Here is a 19,462-nt window from a genome sequence, read left to right on the forward strand (position 1 = left end):
CCTAGGAAGTGTCGTCGTCGCCGGGCGATGAGGCCAGGCCGAGCCATGCCGGCAACGCGCCCACGCCCGCGATCACGCCCATCGCCCCGGCGCGCTCGAGACGGGCTGCATCATGCACCCCGCTGCCCACCGCCACGCGGTCGACTCCGGCCTGGCGCGCCATCACCATGTCGTATTCGGTATCGCCGACCATCAGCGCCCGATGAGGCTCGGTGGCCGTGCGCAGGAGAATGTCGTCGATCAGATTCGGGGCCGGCTTGGGCGCCGACTCATCGGCACAACGCGTGATGCGAAACCACGCCCGACATTCGGTCTGGGCCATGGCGCGATCCAGACCGCGACGGCTCTTGCCGGTGGCCACCGCCAGTACATACCCCGCCGCGTCGAGCCGGGCGAGCGTCGCCGGCACCGAGTCGAACAGACGCGCCTGACCGCGCGGCCAGCCATAGCGCGCCCGGTAACCGGCCAGCCGTTGACGCACCCTGCCCGAATCCAGCTCCGGCCAAAGCCGGTTCATGATGTCCGTGATGCCAAGGCCAATGAGCTCTCGCAACTGCGCGGGCGAGCGTTCGGGGAGCCCGGTATCCTGAATCGCCTGCTGCAGGGCGCCGACGAAATCGCCGGCCGAGTCGGCGAGCGTGCCGTCCCAATCGAAGATGATCAACTCGTAGTCGCCCGTCACGCCGCCTCTTCCAGGCCAGCCAGCACGTCCGAGAGATCCGCCGGTAACGGCGCTTCGAAAACACGTCGCTGCCCCTGGAAATACAATACGATCTGGGCCGCATGCAGAAACATGCGGGGCAACCCACGCGACCGCCAGCGCCCGTTGGCAGCGTTGCCGGCATATTTATCGTCGGCCGCCACGGGATGCCCGCAATGCGCGGCGTGTACGCGAATCTGATGCGTCCGGCCGGAACGAATCGTCACATCCATGAGTGTCGCGCCGCGATAGAAGGTGCGCGGCGCGAACACCGACAGACTCGCCCGCCCGTTGACGTGGTCGACGCTCACGATCCGCTCACCGGCCCGCTCGACATCGCGCGACAGCGGTGCGTCCACCTCTCGCACGCCGTGGCGCCACCGGCCTTCGACCAGTGCCAGATAGCGCTTGTCCGCTGCCGCGTCGTTCAACGCCGCACGCAGGCCATCGAGCGCTTGGCGCGAGCGCGCGACCAGAAGACAGCCACTGGTCTGCCGGTCGAGCCGATGCACGAGTTCGAAATATTCATCGGGCCGCGCCGCGCGCAGAACCTCGATCAGGCCGAAACGCACGCCACTGCCCGCGTGGACAGCCAGCCCGGGCGGCTTGGCGAACAGGAGGTAGTCCGCGGTTTCCTCGACCACGGCCGACGTGACGCGCTCGATCAGCTCGTCCGGCGGTCGCTGTGTCTGTTTCTTCGGCGCCTGGCGCACCGGCGGCAGGCGCACTTCATCATCGACGGCAAGCCGCGTGGCCGGTTTCGCGCGCCCGCGATTCACGCGAACTTCGCCGCTGCGGATGATTTTATAGACACGCGACTTCGGCACGTCCTTGAACACGCGCAAGAGATAATTGTCGAGCCGCATGCCGTCGTCGTCGGACGCGATCTGGACATAACGGACTTGAGGGCGCTCAGGTGTCAGATTACACTCCAAAGGTCGCGCGGATCGCGGCCCTCGCCGAAGTGGCGGGCCTGCGCGCGCCGACCGACAGTCTTTATGGAAATACCGCTGTTAACGCGACTCAGATTATCACGAGGCGCCTGCAGCGATTTTCTTCGCCGAGCCAACTCGTCTCGAATTTGAAACCATGCGCTCCTGCCTGAACGCCCTCACCGCGCTGCTCACCGCCATTTCGAACATGGCAAGCCTGCGTGCGGATGACACGGTTATGCGCCGCGGACTCGGATCCGTGCGCGCGATCGGGCGCGGCAGTCGAGCGCAATATCGGAACTTCTCCAATGAAACGTATTCTGGTGAACGCCACCCAGCCCGAAGAGCTGCGCGTGGCTATTGTCGATGGGCAGAAACTGCATGATCTGGACATCGAAGTCGGCTCTCGGGAGCAACGCAAGGCCAACGTCTACAAGGGGCGCGTAACCCGCGTCGAACCCTCGCTGGAAGCCGCCTTCATCGACTACGGCGGCAACCGACACGGCTTCTTGCCGCTCAAGGAGGTCGCCAAGTCCTATCTGAGCAAGGGCAAGGACGGCAACGACAAGCCGACGCTGGCCGAGGGCGAGGAAGTCATCGTCCAGGTCGAAAAGGAAGAGCGCGGCAACAAGGGCGCGGCCCTGACCACCTACGTCAGCCTCGCCGGGCGCTATCTGGTGCTCATGCCGAACAATCCCAAGGCCGGCGGCGTATCGCGCCGTATCGAGGGCGAGGAACGCAACGAACTGCGGGAAGCCCTGAATCAGGTCCAGGTGCCCAACGGCATGGGCGTGATCGTGCGTACGGCCGGCGTCGGCCGCGGTGCCGAGGAACTCCAGTGGGATCTGGACTACCTCGTCAACGTCTGGAGCGCGATCAACGAAGCCGCCGACGACCGCAAGGCGCCGTTCCTCGTTTATCAGGAATCCAACGTCATCATCCGCGCGCTGCGCGACTATCTTCGGGATGACATCGGCGAAGTCCTGATCGACCAGCCGGATATCTACGAGACCGGTCAGGATTTCATGAAGCAGGTCATGCCCAATGCCCTGCACAAGCTCAAGCAATACACCGACGCGACCCCGCTGTTCTCGCGCTTCCAGGTCGAGTCCCAGATCGAGTCCGCCTTCGAGCGCGAAGTCACCCTGCCCTCCGGCGGGTCGATCGTCATCGACCACACCGAGGCGATGACCTCCATCGATATCAACTCCGCCCGCGCGACCAAGGGCGGCGGCATCGAGGAGACCGCCTTCAACACGAACCTCGAAGCCGCCGAAGAGATTGCGCGTCAGCTACGCATTCGCGATCTCGGCGGCCTGGTGGTGATCGACTTCATCGACATGGAGAGCTCGAAGAACCAGCGCGAGGTCGAGAACCGGCTCAAGCATGCCGCCAAGTCCGACCGTGCACGGGTGCAGATCGGCCGTATCTCGCGTTTCGGCCTGCTCGAGATGTCGCGCCAACGGCTCAAGCCGAGCCTGTCGGAATATTCCAGCCAGGTCTGCCCGCGTTGCCTGGGCCGCGGCTCCATCCGCAGCGTCGAATCGCTGTCGCTGTCCATCCTGCGTCTGCTGGAGGAAGAAGCGATGAAGCCGGGCACCGGCCGCGTGATCGTGCAGCTGCCGGTGCCGGTTGCCAGCTTCCTGCTCAACGAGAAACGAGCCGATCTGGAAAGCGTGGAGAATCGGGCCAAGACCCGCGTCACGCTGGTGCCCAACACACATCTCGATACGCCGCATTACGAGATCAAGCGGGTACGCGCCGACCAGCTCGAGGAAGAGGACAACGACGCGGCGAGTCATCGCATCGACACCCACGTCGATATCGAGAAACCCGCCGAGCCGGATCATGACACGGTACGCGCCAAGCGCGAGGAACCCGCGGTCAAACGGGTCGCCCGACCGGAGGCGCCGAGCGTCGAGAGCAAGCCGGCGGAAGCCCCGGCCACCAGCCCCACGGCCGGGCAGATGAACAATCCGCCGACCCCGTGGCAACAGCTCTGGGACGCGTTGCGACGCATTTTCGGCGGCGAAGCCGATTTCGGCGCCCAGCCGGCTGCCCTGCCGCATCATCAGCCCGAGGCCACGCCGAACCCGACGCAGCAGCCCAGCGCGCGCGCCGATGCCCCCGAGACACAGGCCAGACCGGCCGACAAGCAACCGGCGACCGAGGACAATCGCGACAGCGACGACGGTAACGACAACGGCGGCAACGGTAACCGGCGCAACAACAACGGCCGGCGCGGCGGACGTCGCCGCGGTGGCCGCGGCCGCAATCGTCGTCAGAACGACAACGCCGACAATGCCAATAACGGCGACAAGGACGACAACGCCGACAATCAACAGAAAAAGGACGACGAGTCCACGAAGGCCGGCGGCGACGGCAATTCGCAGTCGCAGAATGCCTCGAAGAACCGCGGGCAAGGCAACGCCAACAAGCCGAACAAGCCGGCAAACAACGACAAGTCGCAGGGGCAGCCGCCGGCCAATGGCGACGGCGACAAGACCGCATCGAACGAGCCCGAGTCCGAACCGGAAGCCGATATCATCGCGCCGGCCGACACGCTCGACGAGAAGTCGCGAGCGCAGCACAACATCGAGAAAGCCTCGGCGCGTCTGTCGGCACAGCAGAACAACCGGACACGCCCCGCGGCGCCGCCGACAGGCGATGATCAACCCGGCACATCTCAGGACGATCAGACATCGACGCCGACGGATGCATCCGACGTCTCGGGCGCACCTCCCGCCGACGACAACAGCGACGAGCCGAAACGCAATCGGCGCCGTCGGCGCGGCGGTCGGAACCGGCGCCCGCAAACCGGTGATGAAAACGCCGAGCCGAGCGCGGACGAGGCCACCGATGCGGACCGGGCGACGGCCGATGGCACTGCCGAGCACGACACAGCGCTGTCCCCTGACCACGATGACGTCGAAACGGATGCCGCAGCCGATACGGACGACGAGTCGACTGACACCACCGCGAACGATGAATCGCAGCCCGGTGCCACGCCGCCGGTCACCGACGACACGCCCTGGTCAGCGGTTGCCGCCAGCGACAAGGCGCGTGCCGCGTCCGAGGCACTGAGCGCGCGCCCGGATACCGAAAATGCCGCGGAAGGCGCTGCCGAATCGGGCGCGCAAACCGCCCCGGCCGCAGATCCCGATGTAAGCGACGATGCAACGTCCGGCACGGCGGAACCAACCGAGTCGACGCCGAAGAAGACGAAACCGAAGCGGCCGCGGCGACGCAAGAAACCGGCCGCCAGCGCATCGGAATCGAGCCCGGTCGAAAACGATACGAACGCCGGAACCCAGGCCGACACAGGCCCGGTTGCCGGCACCGACCAGCCTGCCGAAGCCACATCGACCGCCGAGACAGCGACCGTCGATGCGTTCTCGCCACCGGCCGACGACGAGACCGACGTCTCGAATTCGCCCGCGGCCACCTCCGAGCAGGCGAGCGCATCGGAACCCGGGCTGGTCCAGGTCGAGACCCGGTCCAACCCGGCGCCGTCCGCTGACGAAGCGGCGACGACCGTGAACGATCAACCCGAGACGCCGCCCGCCGAGCGGCAGACCGATACCACGGCCGAGCAGCCGGCCGAGCAGCCCGCGAAACCGGCACCGCGGCGGCGCCGGCGCAAGCCGCGCAACACGACGGCGCCAGCGGACGAAGCCCCGTCGACGACAAGTGCGGACGGCGCCTCGGACGAATCGACGACGGCCGCGTCGACAAGCGATGCCGCGTCATCGACCCGCGAGGACGGCTCAAGCGAAACCGGCTCAAAAAGCGCCAACGAGCGTTCCGAAGACGACGACCGCCAGGTCTGATCGCCCAGGCCACCCGCACCGCTGACTGGCGGTGCGGGTGCGGCATCAGCCGACCGACCCTCGACATCGGCGGACCGCCGATGTCCTCTGTCGTGTTTCGCACCCGAGCCGCGGGCAGGAGAAGTGGGCCGTCGTGCCCTGCAATATCTGATATCGCCGCGGATACCACGGCACGAATCCCTCACCGGGCGACAGAACGCCTCGCGTGGCCCTCGCCGCTCCCCTGCCATACTTGGCTATCTCACCAGCCTGATGCCATCTCCCGGCGCGCTCGACCGGCCACGGCCATCCAGCCTAATGGGAATACAGCGCTGCGCGTTCGTGCGGCTGCTGCCTTGTCGAAAGACCGCCGGCCCCACCGCCGTCACCGTCACGAAACGCGCCTTGCCCTTTTTGCGTCAAGCGAATGGCAATCGCGGCGTTGCGCTCCAGAACTTCGTCGGGCAAGACACGAGAAAAGACACTGGGCGAACCGGATGAACGAGCAACGCCGCCCGGCGGATGCCTCGGTGCTATCCTCGGTCCGCTGGGCTTTGTCGCGCCTCCAGGCCGGCCGCAGCCATATAACGTCGTCAGTCGTGCTCACGGTGTCCCAGTGACGGCCGTTCGTGCCTGCGCAATCCGGCATCGCGGACCAGGCCGGCTGTCGATCTCGGCGCGGGATGCCTGGTGGTCGGCATTGCCCGTGGCGCAGCGCCGAACCGGTTGGTCTCCGGGTCAGTCGAGCCGCTTTTGCAATGTCTCGACCAGGCCATCGACACAGGCCTCGACCATGTCGAGCACCCGGTCGAACCCGTCATCGCCGCCGTAGTACGGATCCCCGACGGGTTCACCGACATGGGCCGAACTGAAATCGCCGAGCATATGGATCTTCGCACGGCGCGCGGCATCGGCCCCGGCCAGATCCATCAGATCCGCGTGGTTCATGTCGTCCATGGCGATCACGTAATCGAACCGATCCAGATCCGCCGCGCTGACCTGACGGGCACGGAGGTCGCCGAGGTCATAGCCCCGCTCGGCTGCGGCGGCGACAGCGCGCCGATCCGGCGGCTTGCCAACGTACCAGTGGCCGGTGCCGGCAGAGTCCAGCTGCACGCGTTCGGCCAGTCCGGCGCGATGCAGGCGGTCGCGCAGCACGCCTTCGGCCGTCGGCGAACGACAGATATTGCCCAGGCAGACCATGAGCACGCTGAGTCGGTTCGTCTGTGCGTTCGTCATTGGTTGTTCATCCTTTCTTCGACAATCAGCAGATCGGCCGGCGTGTCCACGCCCGGCCCCGGCAGTGCCGTGGCCTCCACGACCGCGATCTTCATCCCGAGCTCGAGCGCCCGAAGCTGTTCGAGTGATTCATGGGCTTCGAGATGGCCGGTCTCAGCGGCCGCGAACCGTCGCAACGCAGCCACGCGGTAGGCATAGATCCCGAGATGACGGCGCCCGCGCGAGAAATCCGCGTTGGCCGAATCGCGGTGAAACGGGATCGACGCGCGAGAGAAATACAGCGCGCGGCCGCCGGCGGCCACCACCTTGACGACGTTGGGATTGGCCCATTCATCGGCATCGACGATCGGCGTGCCGGCCGTGGCCATATCCGCCTCCGGGTCGGCGAGCAATGCCTCGGCCACCTGGTCGATCAGTGCCGGCGGCATCATGGGCTCGTCGCCCTGGACGTTGAGGACGACGGCCTCGGGCGGCCAGGCCGTCCCGGCCACCGCCTCGGCGATACGGTCGCTGCCGCAGACATGATCGGCGCCGGTCATCAAGGTCTTTGCCCCGGCGGCCTCGGCGGCCGCGGCCACGTCGGGCGAATCGGTGGCCACCCAGACCGACGCGGCCCGGCTGGCCAGGGCCGCTCGACAGACGTGGGCGATCATCGGCACGCCGGCGATCGGTCGCAGGACCTTGCCCGGCAGGCGCGTGCTGTCCAGGCGCGCGGGAATGACGACGTGGAAACTCATACGGACGGTGACTCCGGTTGGGCAGTGGTCTCGGCGCCGACCAGGCGCCGCAGCAGTTGATCGATACGCTGGGCGGCCTCATCGGCCATCACGACGCGCGCCCGCACCGCCCACACGTTCGAGCCGGCAAAACGCCGGCATTTGACAGCGTCTTTTTCGGTCATCAGCACGGCATGCTCGTCGCCGAAATCCAGATCCCGCGCCACGAAGGCGTGATGGTCGGCAAAGGGATGCGCCTCGACCGCGATGCCGGCCGCTTCCAGTGCCGTGAAAAACCGCCCCGGATCGCCGATGCCCGCGACCGCATGCACGGTGCGGCCGGCAAAGGCGTCGAGCGCCTGTCGTTGCCCGGTGACGAGATTCTCGGCCGTATCGACAACCAGCGAGAAATCCCCGCTCACGCCGTTGACCAGTTCCAGCGCCACGTCGCGCAGACGCGAACGGGGCTCCCGGAGCGGGCCAGCCGGCAACAACCAGCCGTTGCCGTACCCGCGACGGGCTTCGACGACGGCGATCTCGGCATCCCGGCCGAGCGGATAATGCTGCAGGCCATCATCGGCGATGATGAGATCGAGCGCCGACACCGAATCGCAAAGCTGACGCGCCGCCCGCGCCCGTACCGGATCGACGACGACCGGCACCCCGGTGCGCTCGACGATCAGCAGCGGTTCGTCTCCGGCCGCCTGGGGCGACGTCTCGATGCCGACCGCCAGCGGGTAGTCTCGCGCACGCCCGCCGTAGCCGCGCGACACGACACCGACACGAATCCCGAGCGCCTGCGCACGTTCGATGATGGCCATGACCAGCGGGGTCTTGCCGGTCCCGCCGACACTGATATTACCCACCACCAGAACCGGGCGATCGGCACGATAGTTCTCGCGCAGACCACTGCGATAAATGAGTCGCCGCACGCCGACCACGGCGCCGAAGATCACGCTGAGCGGCACCAGCAGCGGATTCGGCCGCGGCCGATACCAGCTACGCTCGATCGCCTGCACGAGGCGCCTGCGCAAGGCACTCACCGACCTGTCCCGCGGGGGACAGCGACCGCCGCGCTGCCCGACGGCTGTGTGTTCATGCGCGGCCGGGCTCGGCGAACTGGATATCGTGCAGGCTGCGATAGTGGCCCGTGCCGGCCATGAGCGCCTCGTGCGAGCCCTGCTCCACCACGGCGCCGTCATGCATCACCACGATGTGATCGGCGTCCTGAATCGTGGACAGCCGGTGTGCGATCACCAGCGTCGTGCGGTTGCGCATCAGGTTGTCCAGACCCTGCTGGATCGCCCGCTCGGACTCCGTGTCCAGCGCGGATGTCGCCTCGTCGAGGATGAGAATCGGCGCGTCCTTGAGCAATGCCCGGGCGATAGCGATACGCTGGCGTTGCCCGCCGGAGAGCATGATGCCGTTCTGGCCGACCACGGTATCGTAACCGTTGGGCAACGATTCGATGAAATCCGCGGCATAGGCACGCCGCGCGGCATCCTCGACGGTGGCACGATCCACGTCGGCCAGCGCGCCGTAGGCGATATTGCCGGCAATCGTGTCGTTGAACAGCACCACGTTCTGATCCACGAGGCTGATCTGGCGGCGCAGATCGGCCAGCGCATAGTCGCCCAGGGCCTGGCCGTCCAGCGTGATGCGGCCGCGGTCGTAATCGTAGAAACGCGGCAGAAGCGACAACAACGTGGACTTGCCGCTGCCGGACCGCCCGACGAAGGCCACGGTCTGGCCCGGCGTCACGTTGAAGTGGATGTCACGCAGCACGTTCTGGTCGCCGCCGGGATAACGGAACCACACGCCCTCGACCGCGATGCGGCCAGTCGAACGGGCAATCGTGCGCTGACCGGTGTCCGGCTCGCCCGGCTCGTCGATCAACTCGAAGATCGCACCGGCCGCCGCCATGCCGGCCTGGATCGTTGCATTGACGCCGGTCAGGCGCTTGATCGGGCCCATCATGCCCATCATGGCGCCGAAGAAGGTCGCCAGATCACCAGGCGTCATCACCCCACCGCCGGTGTTGCGTACGGCAATGCTCACCACGAACGCGATCGCGATCGCGGCGATGAACTGTATGACCGGCACGCTGGCTGCGCTGGTAGTGGCCTTGCGCATCGCCATGCGCTGGTTGCGGTCGTTCACGCGGCGGAAGGCCTCGCGCTCGTGCGATTCCCCGCCAAACACCTTGACCACGCGCTGCCCGATGAGGACTTCCTCGCTGATGTGCGTGATATCGCCCATCGATTGCTGGATGCTCACGCTATAGCGCCGGAACCGCTTGGACACGCGGTTGACCACCATCGCGATGATCGGCCCCACGACGAGCGTGATCAGCGCCAACGACCAGTTCACCCAGAACATGAGCAGCGTGAAACCGACCACGCGCAGCGTGTCCTGCACCACGATGGTGATCGCGCTCGTGGCCGCGCCCGAGATCTGGCTCGTGTAGTAGGTGAGCATCGCGGTCGTGCGGCCGGTCGTGTTGCGGTCGAAATAACTCGCCGGCAAACGCAGGAACTTGTCGAAGACATCGGCCCGCACGTGGTAGACCACGCGATTCGAAACCCAGCTCATGCCGTAGCTCGACACGAAACCGGCCACGCCGCGCGCCATGAACAGCCCCAGCATGAACAGCGGAATCCAGCGGATCATCCAGGGATCGCGCTTGACGATCGAGCCGTCCAGCAGCGGTTTGAGGATATAGATCAGCGCCGTATCCGCGCCGGCATAGATGGCCATGCCCAGCCCGGCGAAACCCAGCCATCCCTTGTACTGCCAGGTATAACCGAGCAGCCGCGGGTAGATGTCCCGGATCGACATATCCGTATGGATCTTCTTCTTGGCCAAGCGGCTCGCTCCCTGTGCCGATGCTGGGTCGTCGCAAGGCGGCGCCGGAGCGACCGCCCGGGCTGCCTGCCCGTGCCTGCATGATAAATACGCAGCCCGGAGACGGCTACCGGCGCCGTCCTATGGATCCGGGCGCGGCTGCTGCCAGAATCGGGCATGGCGTACACGCCAGCGCTGAACCGACAACACCCCGTCAGCCGTCCAGCGCACATCGATGGCGCCCGATACGGCCGTATTGTAGAGCGCGATGTCGTGGCGTCGGTAACGCGCCACCACCACCGGACGTGGAAAATGCCAGCGGTTGTGCCAGCCGCTGGAGACGATGGCCACCCGCGGCGCGACCGCGGCCAGCAATGCGGGCGACGAAGACGTGGCACTGCCGTGGTGTGGCACCACAAGCACATCGCTGGCCAGGCTGTGCGGCACGGCCCGATCCACCATCAATCGCTCGCCCTCGGCCTCGATATCGCCGGTCAGCAGCGCCGATCCGCGAGGCCCGCTGATACGCAGCACACAGGAACGATTGTTGCGCGCATCCGGCAGGTCGCCCTCGTTCGGCAGCGGCGACCGGATCGCGAAACGCACCCCGTCCCAGCGCCAGTGCATGCCCGCATGACACGGCGTATCGCTGCCGGCCCCGAGCCGCCGGGCCACCGATAGCGTATCGACAATCGCCGCGGCCCCGCCGATATGGTCCATATCGCCGTGGCTGATGAGTAGACGATCCACCGACGTGCGCCCGATGTGTCGCAGATACGGCACCACGATCATACGCCCCGCATCGAAACCGGTCCGATAGGCCGGCCCGGCATCGAAGACCAGCGTGTGATGCGCGGTACGGACCACGCTGGCCAACCCCTGGCCGACATCCAGCACCGTCAGACGGAAGGCGCCATCGGGGATCGGCGCCTGTCCCGGCCGGTAACCGAGCACCAGCGGCAGACACATCAAAACCCCCAGCGTGCGCAGGCGCATCGGCAACGGCAGCGCCAGCCAGCACAACCCCGCCATCGCCGCCCCGAGCACCGTCGCGCTGGCCAGCACATGCGATACCGCCACATGGGGCGCCTCGGCCGCCAACGCGAGCAGGTACCATCCCTTGCCCAGAAGCCAGGCCACCCCGGAGAGCAGCGGCCCGCCCAGCGTCGGCACAACCAGTGCGGCCAGTGCCGTCACCAGCACGGCCGGCACGAACACCACGCTTGCCGGAATCAGAATGGCATTGATGATCGGCGCGATCACCGAGGCCTGGCCGAAGAACCACAGCGTGACCGGCGTCAGCACGAACATCAGCCCGAGCTGGAACCCGATCCAGCGTTGCCACCACGCCCCGCGCGCCCCGTTCGCGATCCAGATCAACCAGCCGACCGCCGTGAACGACAGCCAGAACCCGGGGGCCGTGACCGCCGGCGGGTCCACGAACACCACCAGCAAGGCGGCCCACGCCAGTGCCCGACCGCCGCTGATATCGCGGGCCGTGGCGAGCGCCAACAGCCCCGCCGCCACCATCACCAGCGCACGCTGCGTCGGCAGCGCCCAGCCGGCCAAGCCGGCATAGGCACAGGCGCCGACGAACGCCGCGATACAGGCAATCCATCGTGCATGGTAGGCGCTACTTCGCCCGCGCAGCGCGAGCCACCGTGCCAGTCCGAACAACAGGCCGGCGATCAGACCGATGTGCAGGCCCGAGATCGCCACGAGATGCGAGGTGCCCGTCGCCCGCAACACGCGCCACTGTGCATCGCTGATGTGCTGGCGCACGCCGAGCGTCAACGCCTCGACGATGCCGCGCATGGGGTTGCCCGCCAGCGTGGGCGCCAGCCGTGCCAGCGCCGCGGCACGCAGCCGGTCCAGCGTCCACGCCGGCGGCTTATCGCACCGCCCCGCCTCGCGGACATATCCGGTCGCATCAATGCCCTCGCGCCAGAGCCAGCCCGTGTAATCGAACTCGCCGGGGTTGGCGGAGCCGTGCGGCGTGGAACGCTTGATACGCAGCCGCAGGCAATCCCCGGGGGCGATCGCCGGCGCATCGCGATACCAGGACAGGCGGATACGCCGCCCGCTTGCGGCCACATCGAAGACGAACCGCGTCCGAAAAGGCCCCGCTTCCGGCAAACCGCTGACCCGCCCCGTCACCCAGACCCGGCTACCGTCGGCTGTCACGGGCAGCCGCTCGTCCAGACGCGCATGCGCATCGATCAGCGTCCACGCGGCCACGATCGCGACACCGACCACCAGCCCCCGGCCCGGGAACGGCCGAATCAGGCAGGCCAGCAACACCGGAATCAGCCAGACCGGGCTAAAAAGCGTGGGCAGAGTGTAGATCCACGTCGCCGCGCCCACGCTGGCCGCCGCCACCACGCGAACATCGGCCAGCAACGCGGCCGGCCCCGCTCCGACGGCATTCCCGCGATCTCCAGTCAAAGCGCCCTCCCCGCCGACAGACGCCCCATCGCCTGTCCTGGAAACAGCCTATCGCCCGCGAGACGACTGAGCGAGTCGCGACGCACACGAACGGGCCGCGCCACCCATCAACGCGGCCAGGCCACGGGACGAGACGGAAATCGCCGATGCACTCACGCCGGCGATTTCAGCCCCGCCCTGGCCATGCGTATTGAACTGACCAGTGACCAGGGCAATCGACAGTCGCGCCACGGCATCAATGGCCTGCGGCAGCAAGGCACCGCTCGGAAACGTGTCGCCGGCACGCGCCGGAGCGTGTCGTCGGGCGATAGACAGACGAATTACCCCACCAGCGGTTTCAGGCAAACGCTGGCCGCCACGCGCGAGAAACGCAACGCCAGCATGCGCCGCCGGCGGGAATGCCCCGAGGCCCTCGCGGCCAGGCGGCGGCAATCCCCGATTATCGCGCGTTCACGTGTGGCAGAGCACTCCGAACTGGCGATGATCCGGCGCTCGAGCCTGCCGGCGCCATCGTCAATTTCAGAGCGTTTCTGGCGCGGCCACACGACACGGCCACACGACACGGCCACACGACACGGCCACAGGCCACAGGCACGCGGGCCCAGTCACCGCCGACAACATCGGCAGCGGCGTGCCGTCGCGACCGGGTGACATATCAAGAGCGCTTCTCGGCACGACGCGCCCATTCGCACCCTCCGGCCGACGCGGCGCGACGCTCAAGTCACGGTAACGGCCGAACGAGGCGCCGCCCGGGTTGCCAACAGGCTCGCGAAATCGGCAGGCGCCATGGCCGGGCTGAATAGAAACCCCTGCACGTGATCACAGTTCAGATGAAGTAGTTGATCCAGCTGCACCTGCTGCTCGACACCTTCGGCGACAACGCCCAGGCCAAGCGAGTGCGCGAGATTGATGATCGCATGCACGATCATCGACTCGTGGTCGCTTTCCGCGCCTACCCGCGCGATGAAGGCACGATCGATCTTGAGTTCGTCCACCGGCAGGTCACGCAGGTACGACATGCTGGACAACCCCGTCCCGAAATCGTCGAGTGCGATCCGGACCCCACGCGCGCGCAGATCCCGCAGTATCTGTAATGTCTGCTTGAGCTCGGGAATGGCTGCGGTTTCGGTGATTTCGCAAATCAGATCGCCCGGCGACAGGCCGAATTCCGCGAGCGTGCCGATGATCAGCTCCGGCAGCGCCGGGTTGCGCAGACACAGCGCCGATAAATTGAACGCCACCGGCGGCACCGAAAGCCCCTCGCTGCGCCACCGGCGGATATCGGCACACACCTGGCGCAGCATCGCCACCTGCAAATCGCCGATCTGATTCGAGCGCTCGGCCACCGCAATGAAACGGGCCGGTGAGACCATCCCATCGCAGGGATGTGACCATCGAGCCAGTGCTTCCGAACCCACCAGGCGGTGCGTTCGGACGTCGTATTTCGGTTGATAGAAAGGCCGAACCTGCCCGGCCCGAATGGCATCCGTGAGCTCGTTCTGGATCGCAAAGTCACGCGCCAGCCCTTGAGACAACGCCGGCGTAAAGAATGCATAACGATCCTTGCCGGCACGTTTGGCACGGTACATGGCAAGGTCACAGGCTTTCATGAGGGCGGGCGGCGTCTTGCCATGGAACGGGAAACGGGCGACGCCGACGCTCGCCGTCACACGCACATGCCCCTGCGCGGCCCCGCGTACGGCAACCAATAGACGCTCGCAGAGCCCTTCCAGGCTCGACCGGCTCGCCTCGTCAACAATCAGCAGCAAGAACTCGTCACCGCCGATGCGCACCGCCGTATCGCCTGGCCCCAGCGTTTGATCGAGTGCCGCGCCAACGTCGCATAGCACCTTATCGCCGTAATCATGGCCGAGGTTGTCGTTCAAACTCTTGAAGTCGTCGAGATCCAGATAGACGAGCGCAATGGCATCGTCTTGCATCATGGCGCGGTCGATCGCCACGTCCAGCTGTTCCTTGAGCAGCGTTCGGTTGCCGAGATTGGTCAGCGGGTCATGTCGGCTGGCGTAGTGCAGCTGGAGATTGGCGGCCCGCAGCGATTGCACGTATTCCTCGGTCCGATCCTGCAGACGACGATCAAGCGCGATTGCCGTGAGCATGCACGCGAGCATGAGAATGGACGTATTCGCCGCCAGCAGAGCCAGCCAGTAACCATCGACCGCGTGATATGCCGCCGGAACGCTGTTGACCGGGAATTGCGCCGCGTACATGCCGGCGTAGTGCATCCCGGAGATCGCAAACCCGAGCAACACCGCGGCGAGTATCTTGCGGCTGAATCGCTCGCGTGATTTCAATCGAAAGCCGACGTTCAAGGCGCTCGCCGAGGCCATCAGTGCGATCAGCACGGATATCGTCACCCATAGCGGGTCGTAAACGATATGCGGCTGCATCTGCATCGCCGCCATGCCGACATAGTGCATGCAGACAATGGCAGTCGCCATACCGAGCGTGCCAACGACAAGACGTGCGCGTGTCAGCGAATCACCGCTGGCCATGGAGAGCGCAACCAGCGAACCAGTCAACGCCAGAACCCAGGAAATGGCCGTCAGCTCGAACTGATAATCTAGGTCGACAGGCAACGCCAGCGCGAGCATCCCCACGAAGTGCATCGACCAGATGCCACTGCCCATCGTCAGCGCCCCGGCGAAAACCCACCCGCGCGCGTACCAGCCGACAGCGGCGCGAATACGCCCGATCAAATCCAGCGCGGTATAGGACGCCAACAGCGCGATGCCGATGGACAGCCCAACGAGCCACACGTTGTATGAACCAGACAAAAGAACCATCTGCCCGACCTATGACGGCTTCGAGCGCACGATCGCCTGCCTCGTGCATTCGCCAGAACTGGCAACCAAGCCAAAAGATAACACGCAACTGTATTGCAACCGACTAATTAAACGAGCCTGACCGGCAAGCCGGCAGCAATACGGAAAAGGAGGTTTGACGGGCGTTCGATTGTGTAACCGCAGTCACCCGATCAACACCTGCCCGGAGATTAGCCGACCCAACCGATGCACGCCCATTATCCGAGAGTCGAAACGAAACCCGAACCGGCATTTCGGCATTAGGGTTTGTTGATGTTTTGTGCGAGTCCGCGCCAAGCGCTGTTCTGCCGCAAGACGAGGCGTAGCAGGCATAGCGTGTCATTCTGCGCCAGCCTGCCAGAACGCTGTATTGCCGTCGTGTTTTTGATTTCGGGGCGCTTGTCCCTTTGGGTTGGGCCGCCCATGAAAAATCGACGATCGGCGCCCTGCGGCGTTGCCCGTCTGGATCGTGGCACGCCACGATCGGCGACTCGCGCCTTGCCGGACACACTGCGGCCTCTCGACGAAAAGGCGCTCGAACGAAACATCAACAGACCCTAGCCCATTTCGAGCGGTGCGATGCACAGCAGGTGTGCAAGACCCAGCCGGCCACGCTCATGAGAGCGCGCGGCGCAATACGGCCTAAAATAAAAACGAACGAGATGGCCCGCCCGTGGTGCCCGTGCTCGATGCCGACCGCAGAAACGGCGTAGAACCCGGCCGGTTAGGGCTAACTTCAGGTTAGTTCACGCTCGTACCGCTTCTCGGAATAAACCCACATTAACGTTCCCCAAGCGAAGCCACCGATCGGAAAAAAGATGAACGCGAGCGGGATTTCTGCCCAACCGTTGAGATTTGATAGAAGCAATTGAGTTCCTACGAACAACGTCGCCGCTAAAAGCCCCCAACGTATTACTCCGGCGGCAAGGACAAAGCGCCAAAACCCCTGCTCTCGGGTTTTCTGCCACTTTGTAACAAATCTATCTTTCTCTTTAGACATAAAATGCCCCTGACGCCTAAGCTCAGTTGCCGGCCGAAGCGCGGCAGCGCTTTGGACGGTCAAATACAGCAGCGCTACGTTAGGTTTTGTAAACCATATATTGCGCATCCGACTTTGAGTCACCAGGCTCGCGTTCCGCGGCAATAAAACCGAGTCGCTTATAAAGCTCGATAGCTGGCTTATTTTCGCGGAATACATTTAATGAGATTGTCTTCGGATTCTGATCTAGAGCGTAACTTAAAATTGAGTTCGCTAGTTCGACCCCATATCCTTTGCCGCGAAATGACGGCTTGACTATCAACCTTGCCAAGTGAAGTCGGGCTTCAGCTTTGGGAACTACTTGTCCGAACCCGACTAGCTCTTCTTCTTTTGCAAGACAAAATGACCAAGCATGTGGCCATTCAATCTGTTGAAGCAGTTTTCCTTTATCGATCGGATATGACACACGCGGACCAGCCCATTCGCGAGTTTGTTTAGGCGAGCTAATCCAGTTTGCAACCTCGCTCAAATCTGACTTCGACGCAGTGCTAAATTCGGACATCCTTAAAATACCTACCTAACGCCTGAGTTAAGCCGCGCCGCGAAGCGGCGTCGGCTTGAACGAACTGTTAGCCGTTGCGCGCATGCTCGCGCTCAAACTCTAAAGCGGCGCTTCGGTCGCCGAGATAGCGAGGAACGCTCTCCATGCCGAAGAATCCGGACATTGGCCGACTGTGATGCCCGATGATGAGTCCACCATGGCAGTTGATGGCGGAGCACCCACTGATCAGCGACGAATTGTTCGTAACCAAGACATGGGTTGGCCTGATTAACACTTCCACACCGTTGCATAGAAGCCTGCCTCTAAGCACGTGAATCTCGTTAGGCGGCGAAAACTGGAGCTCAATAAGAATCTTGCTGCGCCACTCGCGAATCGTGAGCTTTGTCCCAACCAGCTGAATGTCCCACGGAGAGGTCGAGTAGTAGAGCTGATTGTTTTTTATGTGTAGAACCGGCTCATTGAACTCGTTAAATACCACCACGTTTAGGAGCAGGTGACCGTCTGCAACGACCAGACCGATGAGAGGAATGCCGTCGACGCTCAACGGCACCATGACCGTACCGTAACCTTGGTCAGCGCAGGAAAACCGGTTGCCTCCAACTGTTACTAGCGCTTCCTCCCCTGAGAAATGCAAAGTATAAGGTTTAGATGCGCCCTCCTGGAGGTTGAATGGCGACGCGTTAGCCACGCGGACTGCCTCCAGTGGGAGCAGTCCGGAAGTCTTTTCACGATGATGTTGATCGCAGAGAAGTGTGATTTCGTCGGCAACATGGCGGCGAACTTTCGCCCAGCCTTCCATGTGCTCATATTCGTAGAGTGGCATGCCACAAATTACGCATCCGAAACCACAGCGCTGTCGCACCTCGCGTTGTACAGGCAATGGAATATTGCGACTTGTCGGTTTTTCAGGCTCGCTCACCAACCTCTCCAGGCAAGGGCTAACGCCAAAGCTCAGCCGCCGCCGGAGCGGCCGTAGGCCGCGGAGGGAACCCAAAACGCGCCAGCGTTTTGGGCGGTCGGCTGCAGCGACTCGTTGTACGTGAACTCCACCATTCGACGCTCCCCCAACTTGCCTGCGGACCGCAAAGCCCGACGCGCCGAAAGAAAGAAATACCCGAACTCGAACTTACCGCGGATGCTTACTGATGGGAAGGCGCCGACATGGATCAACGCCATTGAGCCCGGAACTAACGAGCAACGAGAAAGATGGGCCAAGGCTCAGCTACTGGCTCGACTTCGCTAGCCGACGCGACAGTTCGACCACAACACAAACCGACCGCCGTACAACGCAAAGGTAACCGGCGCCGGAGCGCAAGCGGAGGGAACCAAAAGCGCCACACTTTTGGCGTCCGGTTGACCGTCTTGTTATAAATTAAACTGATACCATCCCAAGCCTGACGAGTTCTCCATCCAGTTTCCTCAAAAAGAGAGAAACTTCTTCGATTGCCTTATCGGCAATCTCAAATTTAGATGGCAATTTTTCACCAGCTCTTACTGAAAATTGGTGACCATATTTTGCTTCGAATGCTTGGTCAATTTTAGAATGATTATGGATGATCAAATGCCTCATTTCCAAATATGGTAGAACGCGCTGCTTATCCGCATTTGAAACATTTGCACCAGTATCAGAAATTATCTTATCGATTAGCTTTACTGTACTGCGCTCGTTTTCAATACTTCTAAAAACATCCTCGACCATCTTTTCTTGTATTTCAGACAGATGATTGAACTTTGATATCTCAGCAAATGTTAAGTTAAGTGGCTTATTCGACTTACCAACTACCAACATTGGGTTATGTTCGTACATCTCTTTTAAAATATCTCTCATGTATTCGGAGAAGTAGCTGAAAATTTCAACAATTGCCGAGAGAGTATTTTTTGACCTGCAGAAATTGTAAACCCTTGATCTGTGGCTGCTGGGGTGATTTAGCCTGCTGTAATTATTGCAATTAATAGGCAGTGCTGTAGCTATATCTTTACCTTGGTTCTTCTTCTGTCCCAGATAGTTAAAGGCCATTCGAGCGGCAGCATCCATTGCTTCAAGATACATTTCCAGTCCCTCTGCGCGACTTCGGAACCTTTGATGGGTCTTGCTCTCTGGCATGTAACCTCTCCTATTTATAACGCCTAAGCTCAGTTGACGCCGGAGCGGCCGAAGGCCGCGGAGGGAACCCAAATCGCGGCAGCGATTTGGGCGGTCAACTGCAGTGATGGAATGGACGCCTCCCGCTCTTTTATTCGGCATTAACGTGCCATGCTGAAGTTGTCGAAAAACAGCAGAAGCACAGGAGACGTCCATGACTTCGAGTATGACGATTGCCGTCGATTTGGCCAAGACCGTGTTCGAGATCGCTATTGCTGATTCCGAATGGCGGATTGTCGAGCGCCATCGATTGAGCCGATCGCCGTTTCAG

At 63.4% G+C, this 19,462-nt stretch carries 13 protein-coding genes and 1 pseudogene; 2 read left to right on the top strand and 12 right to left on the bottom strand.

The features are described 5' to 3' along the window. Position 1 precedes the first annotated feature (1 nt). The gene (locus D3260_RS02160; RefSeq protein WP_158583350.1) at positions 2 to 682 is read right to left on the bottom strand and encodes an HAD family hydrolase; all 681 of its coding nucleotides are present in this window, start codon (positions 680 to 682) and stop codon (positions 2 to 4) included. Beyond that, positions 679 to 1,566 carry an RluA family pseudouridine synthase gene (locus D3260_RS02165; protein ID WP_120096895.1) on the bottom strand — a complete coding sequence of 296 codons (888 nt, stop codon included), beginning with the start codon at positions 1,564 to 1,566 and terminating at the stop codon, positions 679 to 681. The genes D3260_RS02160 and D3260_RS02165 overlap by 4 nt, the downstream gene beginning before the upstream one ends. Positions 1,567 to 1,949: 383 nt before the next feature. Here D3260_RS02165 and D3260_RS02170 point away from each other — a divergent pair, with 383 nt between their 5' ends. After that, entirely contained in the window at positions 1,950 to 5,462 is a 3,513-nt protein-coding gene (locus D3260_RS02170; RefSeq protein ID WP_370456274.1) for an Rne/Rng family ribonuclease, read from the top strand. A 717-nt stretch (positions 5,463 to 6,179) separates the two neighbouring features. Here the strand turns inward: D3260_RS02170 and D3260_RS02175 are convergent. The 10 genes from D3260_RS02175 to D3260_RS17190 form a co-directional block, all read right to left on the bottom strand. Then, complete coding sequence (locus tag D3260_RS02175; RefSeq protein ID WP_120096897.1) at positions 6,180 to 6,680, bottom strand: low molecular weight protein-tyrosine-phosphatase; 501 nt, start codon at positions 6,678 to 6,680, stop codon at positions 6,180 to 6,182. Then, positions 6,677 to 7,417 carry a 3-deoxy-manno-octulosonate cytidylyltransferase gene (gene kdsB, locus D3260_RS02180; RefSeq protein ID WP_120096898.1) on the bottom strand — a complete coding sequence of 247 codons (741 nt, stop codon included), beginning with the start codon at positions 7,415 to 7,417 and terminating at the stop codon, positions 6,677 to 6,679. The genes D3260_RS02175 and kdsB overlap by 4 nt, the downstream gene beginning before the upstream one ends. Beyond that, positions 7,414 to 8,439: a tetraacyldisaccharide 4'-kinase gene (gene lpxK, locus D3260_RS02185; protein WP_199671307.1), complete on the bottom strand. Its 1,026-nt coding sequence runs from the start codon at positions 8,437 to 8,439 to the stop codon at positions 7,414 to 7,416. The genes kdsB and lpxK overlap by 4 nt, the downstream gene beginning before the upstream one ends. A gap of 52 nt (positions 8,440 to 8,491) precedes the next feature. Next, positions 8,492 to 10,261, bottom strand: coding sequence for a lipid A export permease/ATP-binding protein MsbA (gene msbA / locus D3260_RS02190; RefSeq protein WP_233543915.1), 1,770 nt, complete (start codon positions 10,259 to 10,261; stop codon positions 8,492 to 8,494). Positions 10,262 to 10,381: 120 nt separating this feature from the next. After that, positions 10,382 to 12,685, bottom strand: coding sequence for a DNA internalization-related competence protein ComEC/Rec2 (locus D3260_RS02195; protein WP_120096900.1), 2,304 nt, complete (start codon positions 12,683 to 12,685; stop codon positions 10,382 to 10,384). Between the two features lie 716 nt (positions 12,686 to 13,401). Next, positions 13,402 to 15,480, bottom strand: coding sequence for a bifunctional diguanylate cyclase/phosphodiesterase (locus D3260_RS02205; protein WP_158583352.1), 2,079 nt, complete (start codon positions 15,478 to 15,480; stop codon positions 13,402 to 13,404). A 763-nt stretch (positions 15,481 to 16,243) separates the two neighbouring features. Then, positions 16,244 to 16,507 carry a hypothetical protein gene (locus tag D3260_RS17185; RefSeq protein WP_147418078.1) on the bottom strand — a complete coding sequence of 88 codons (264 nt, stop codon included), beginning with the start codon at positions 16,505 to 16,507 and terminating at the stop codon, positions 16,244 to 16,246. Positions 16,508 to 16,586: 79 nt separating this feature from the next. Beyond that, on the bottom strand, positions 16,587 to 17,048 hold the full coding sequence (locus D3260_RS02210) for a GNAT family N-acetyltransferase (protein WP_120096903.1): 462 nt from the start codon (positions 17,046 to 17,048) through the stop codon (positions 16,587 to 16,589). A gap of 67 nt (positions 17,049 to 17,115) precedes the next feature. Further along, the gene (locus tag D3260_RS02215) at positions 17,116 to 17,967 is read right to left on the bottom strand and encodes an HNH endonuclease signature motif containing protein (RefSeq protein WP_120096943.1); all 852 of its coding nucleotides are present in this window, start codon (positions 17,965 to 17,967) and stop codon (positions 17,116 to 17,118) included. A gap of 453 nt (positions 17,968 to 18,420) precedes the next feature. Beyond that, a complete protein-coding gene (locus D3260_RS17190) occupies positions 18,421 to 19,152 on the bottom strand; it encodes a hypothetical protein (protein WP_147418079.1) in 732 nt (243 codons plus the stop codon). A 205-nt stretch (positions 19,153 to 19,357) separates the two neighbouring features. Between D3260_RS17190 and D3260_RS18025 the strand changes: the two are divergent. Then, positions 19,358 to 19,462, top strand: a pseudogene (locus tag D3260_RS18025) (IS110 family transposase); the annotation flags it as partial.

The organism is Salinisphaera sp. Q1T1-3, assembly GCF_003602005.1.
Lineage (GTDB): Bacteria > Pseudomonadota > Gammaproteobacteria > Nevskiales > Salinisphaeraceae > Salinisphaera.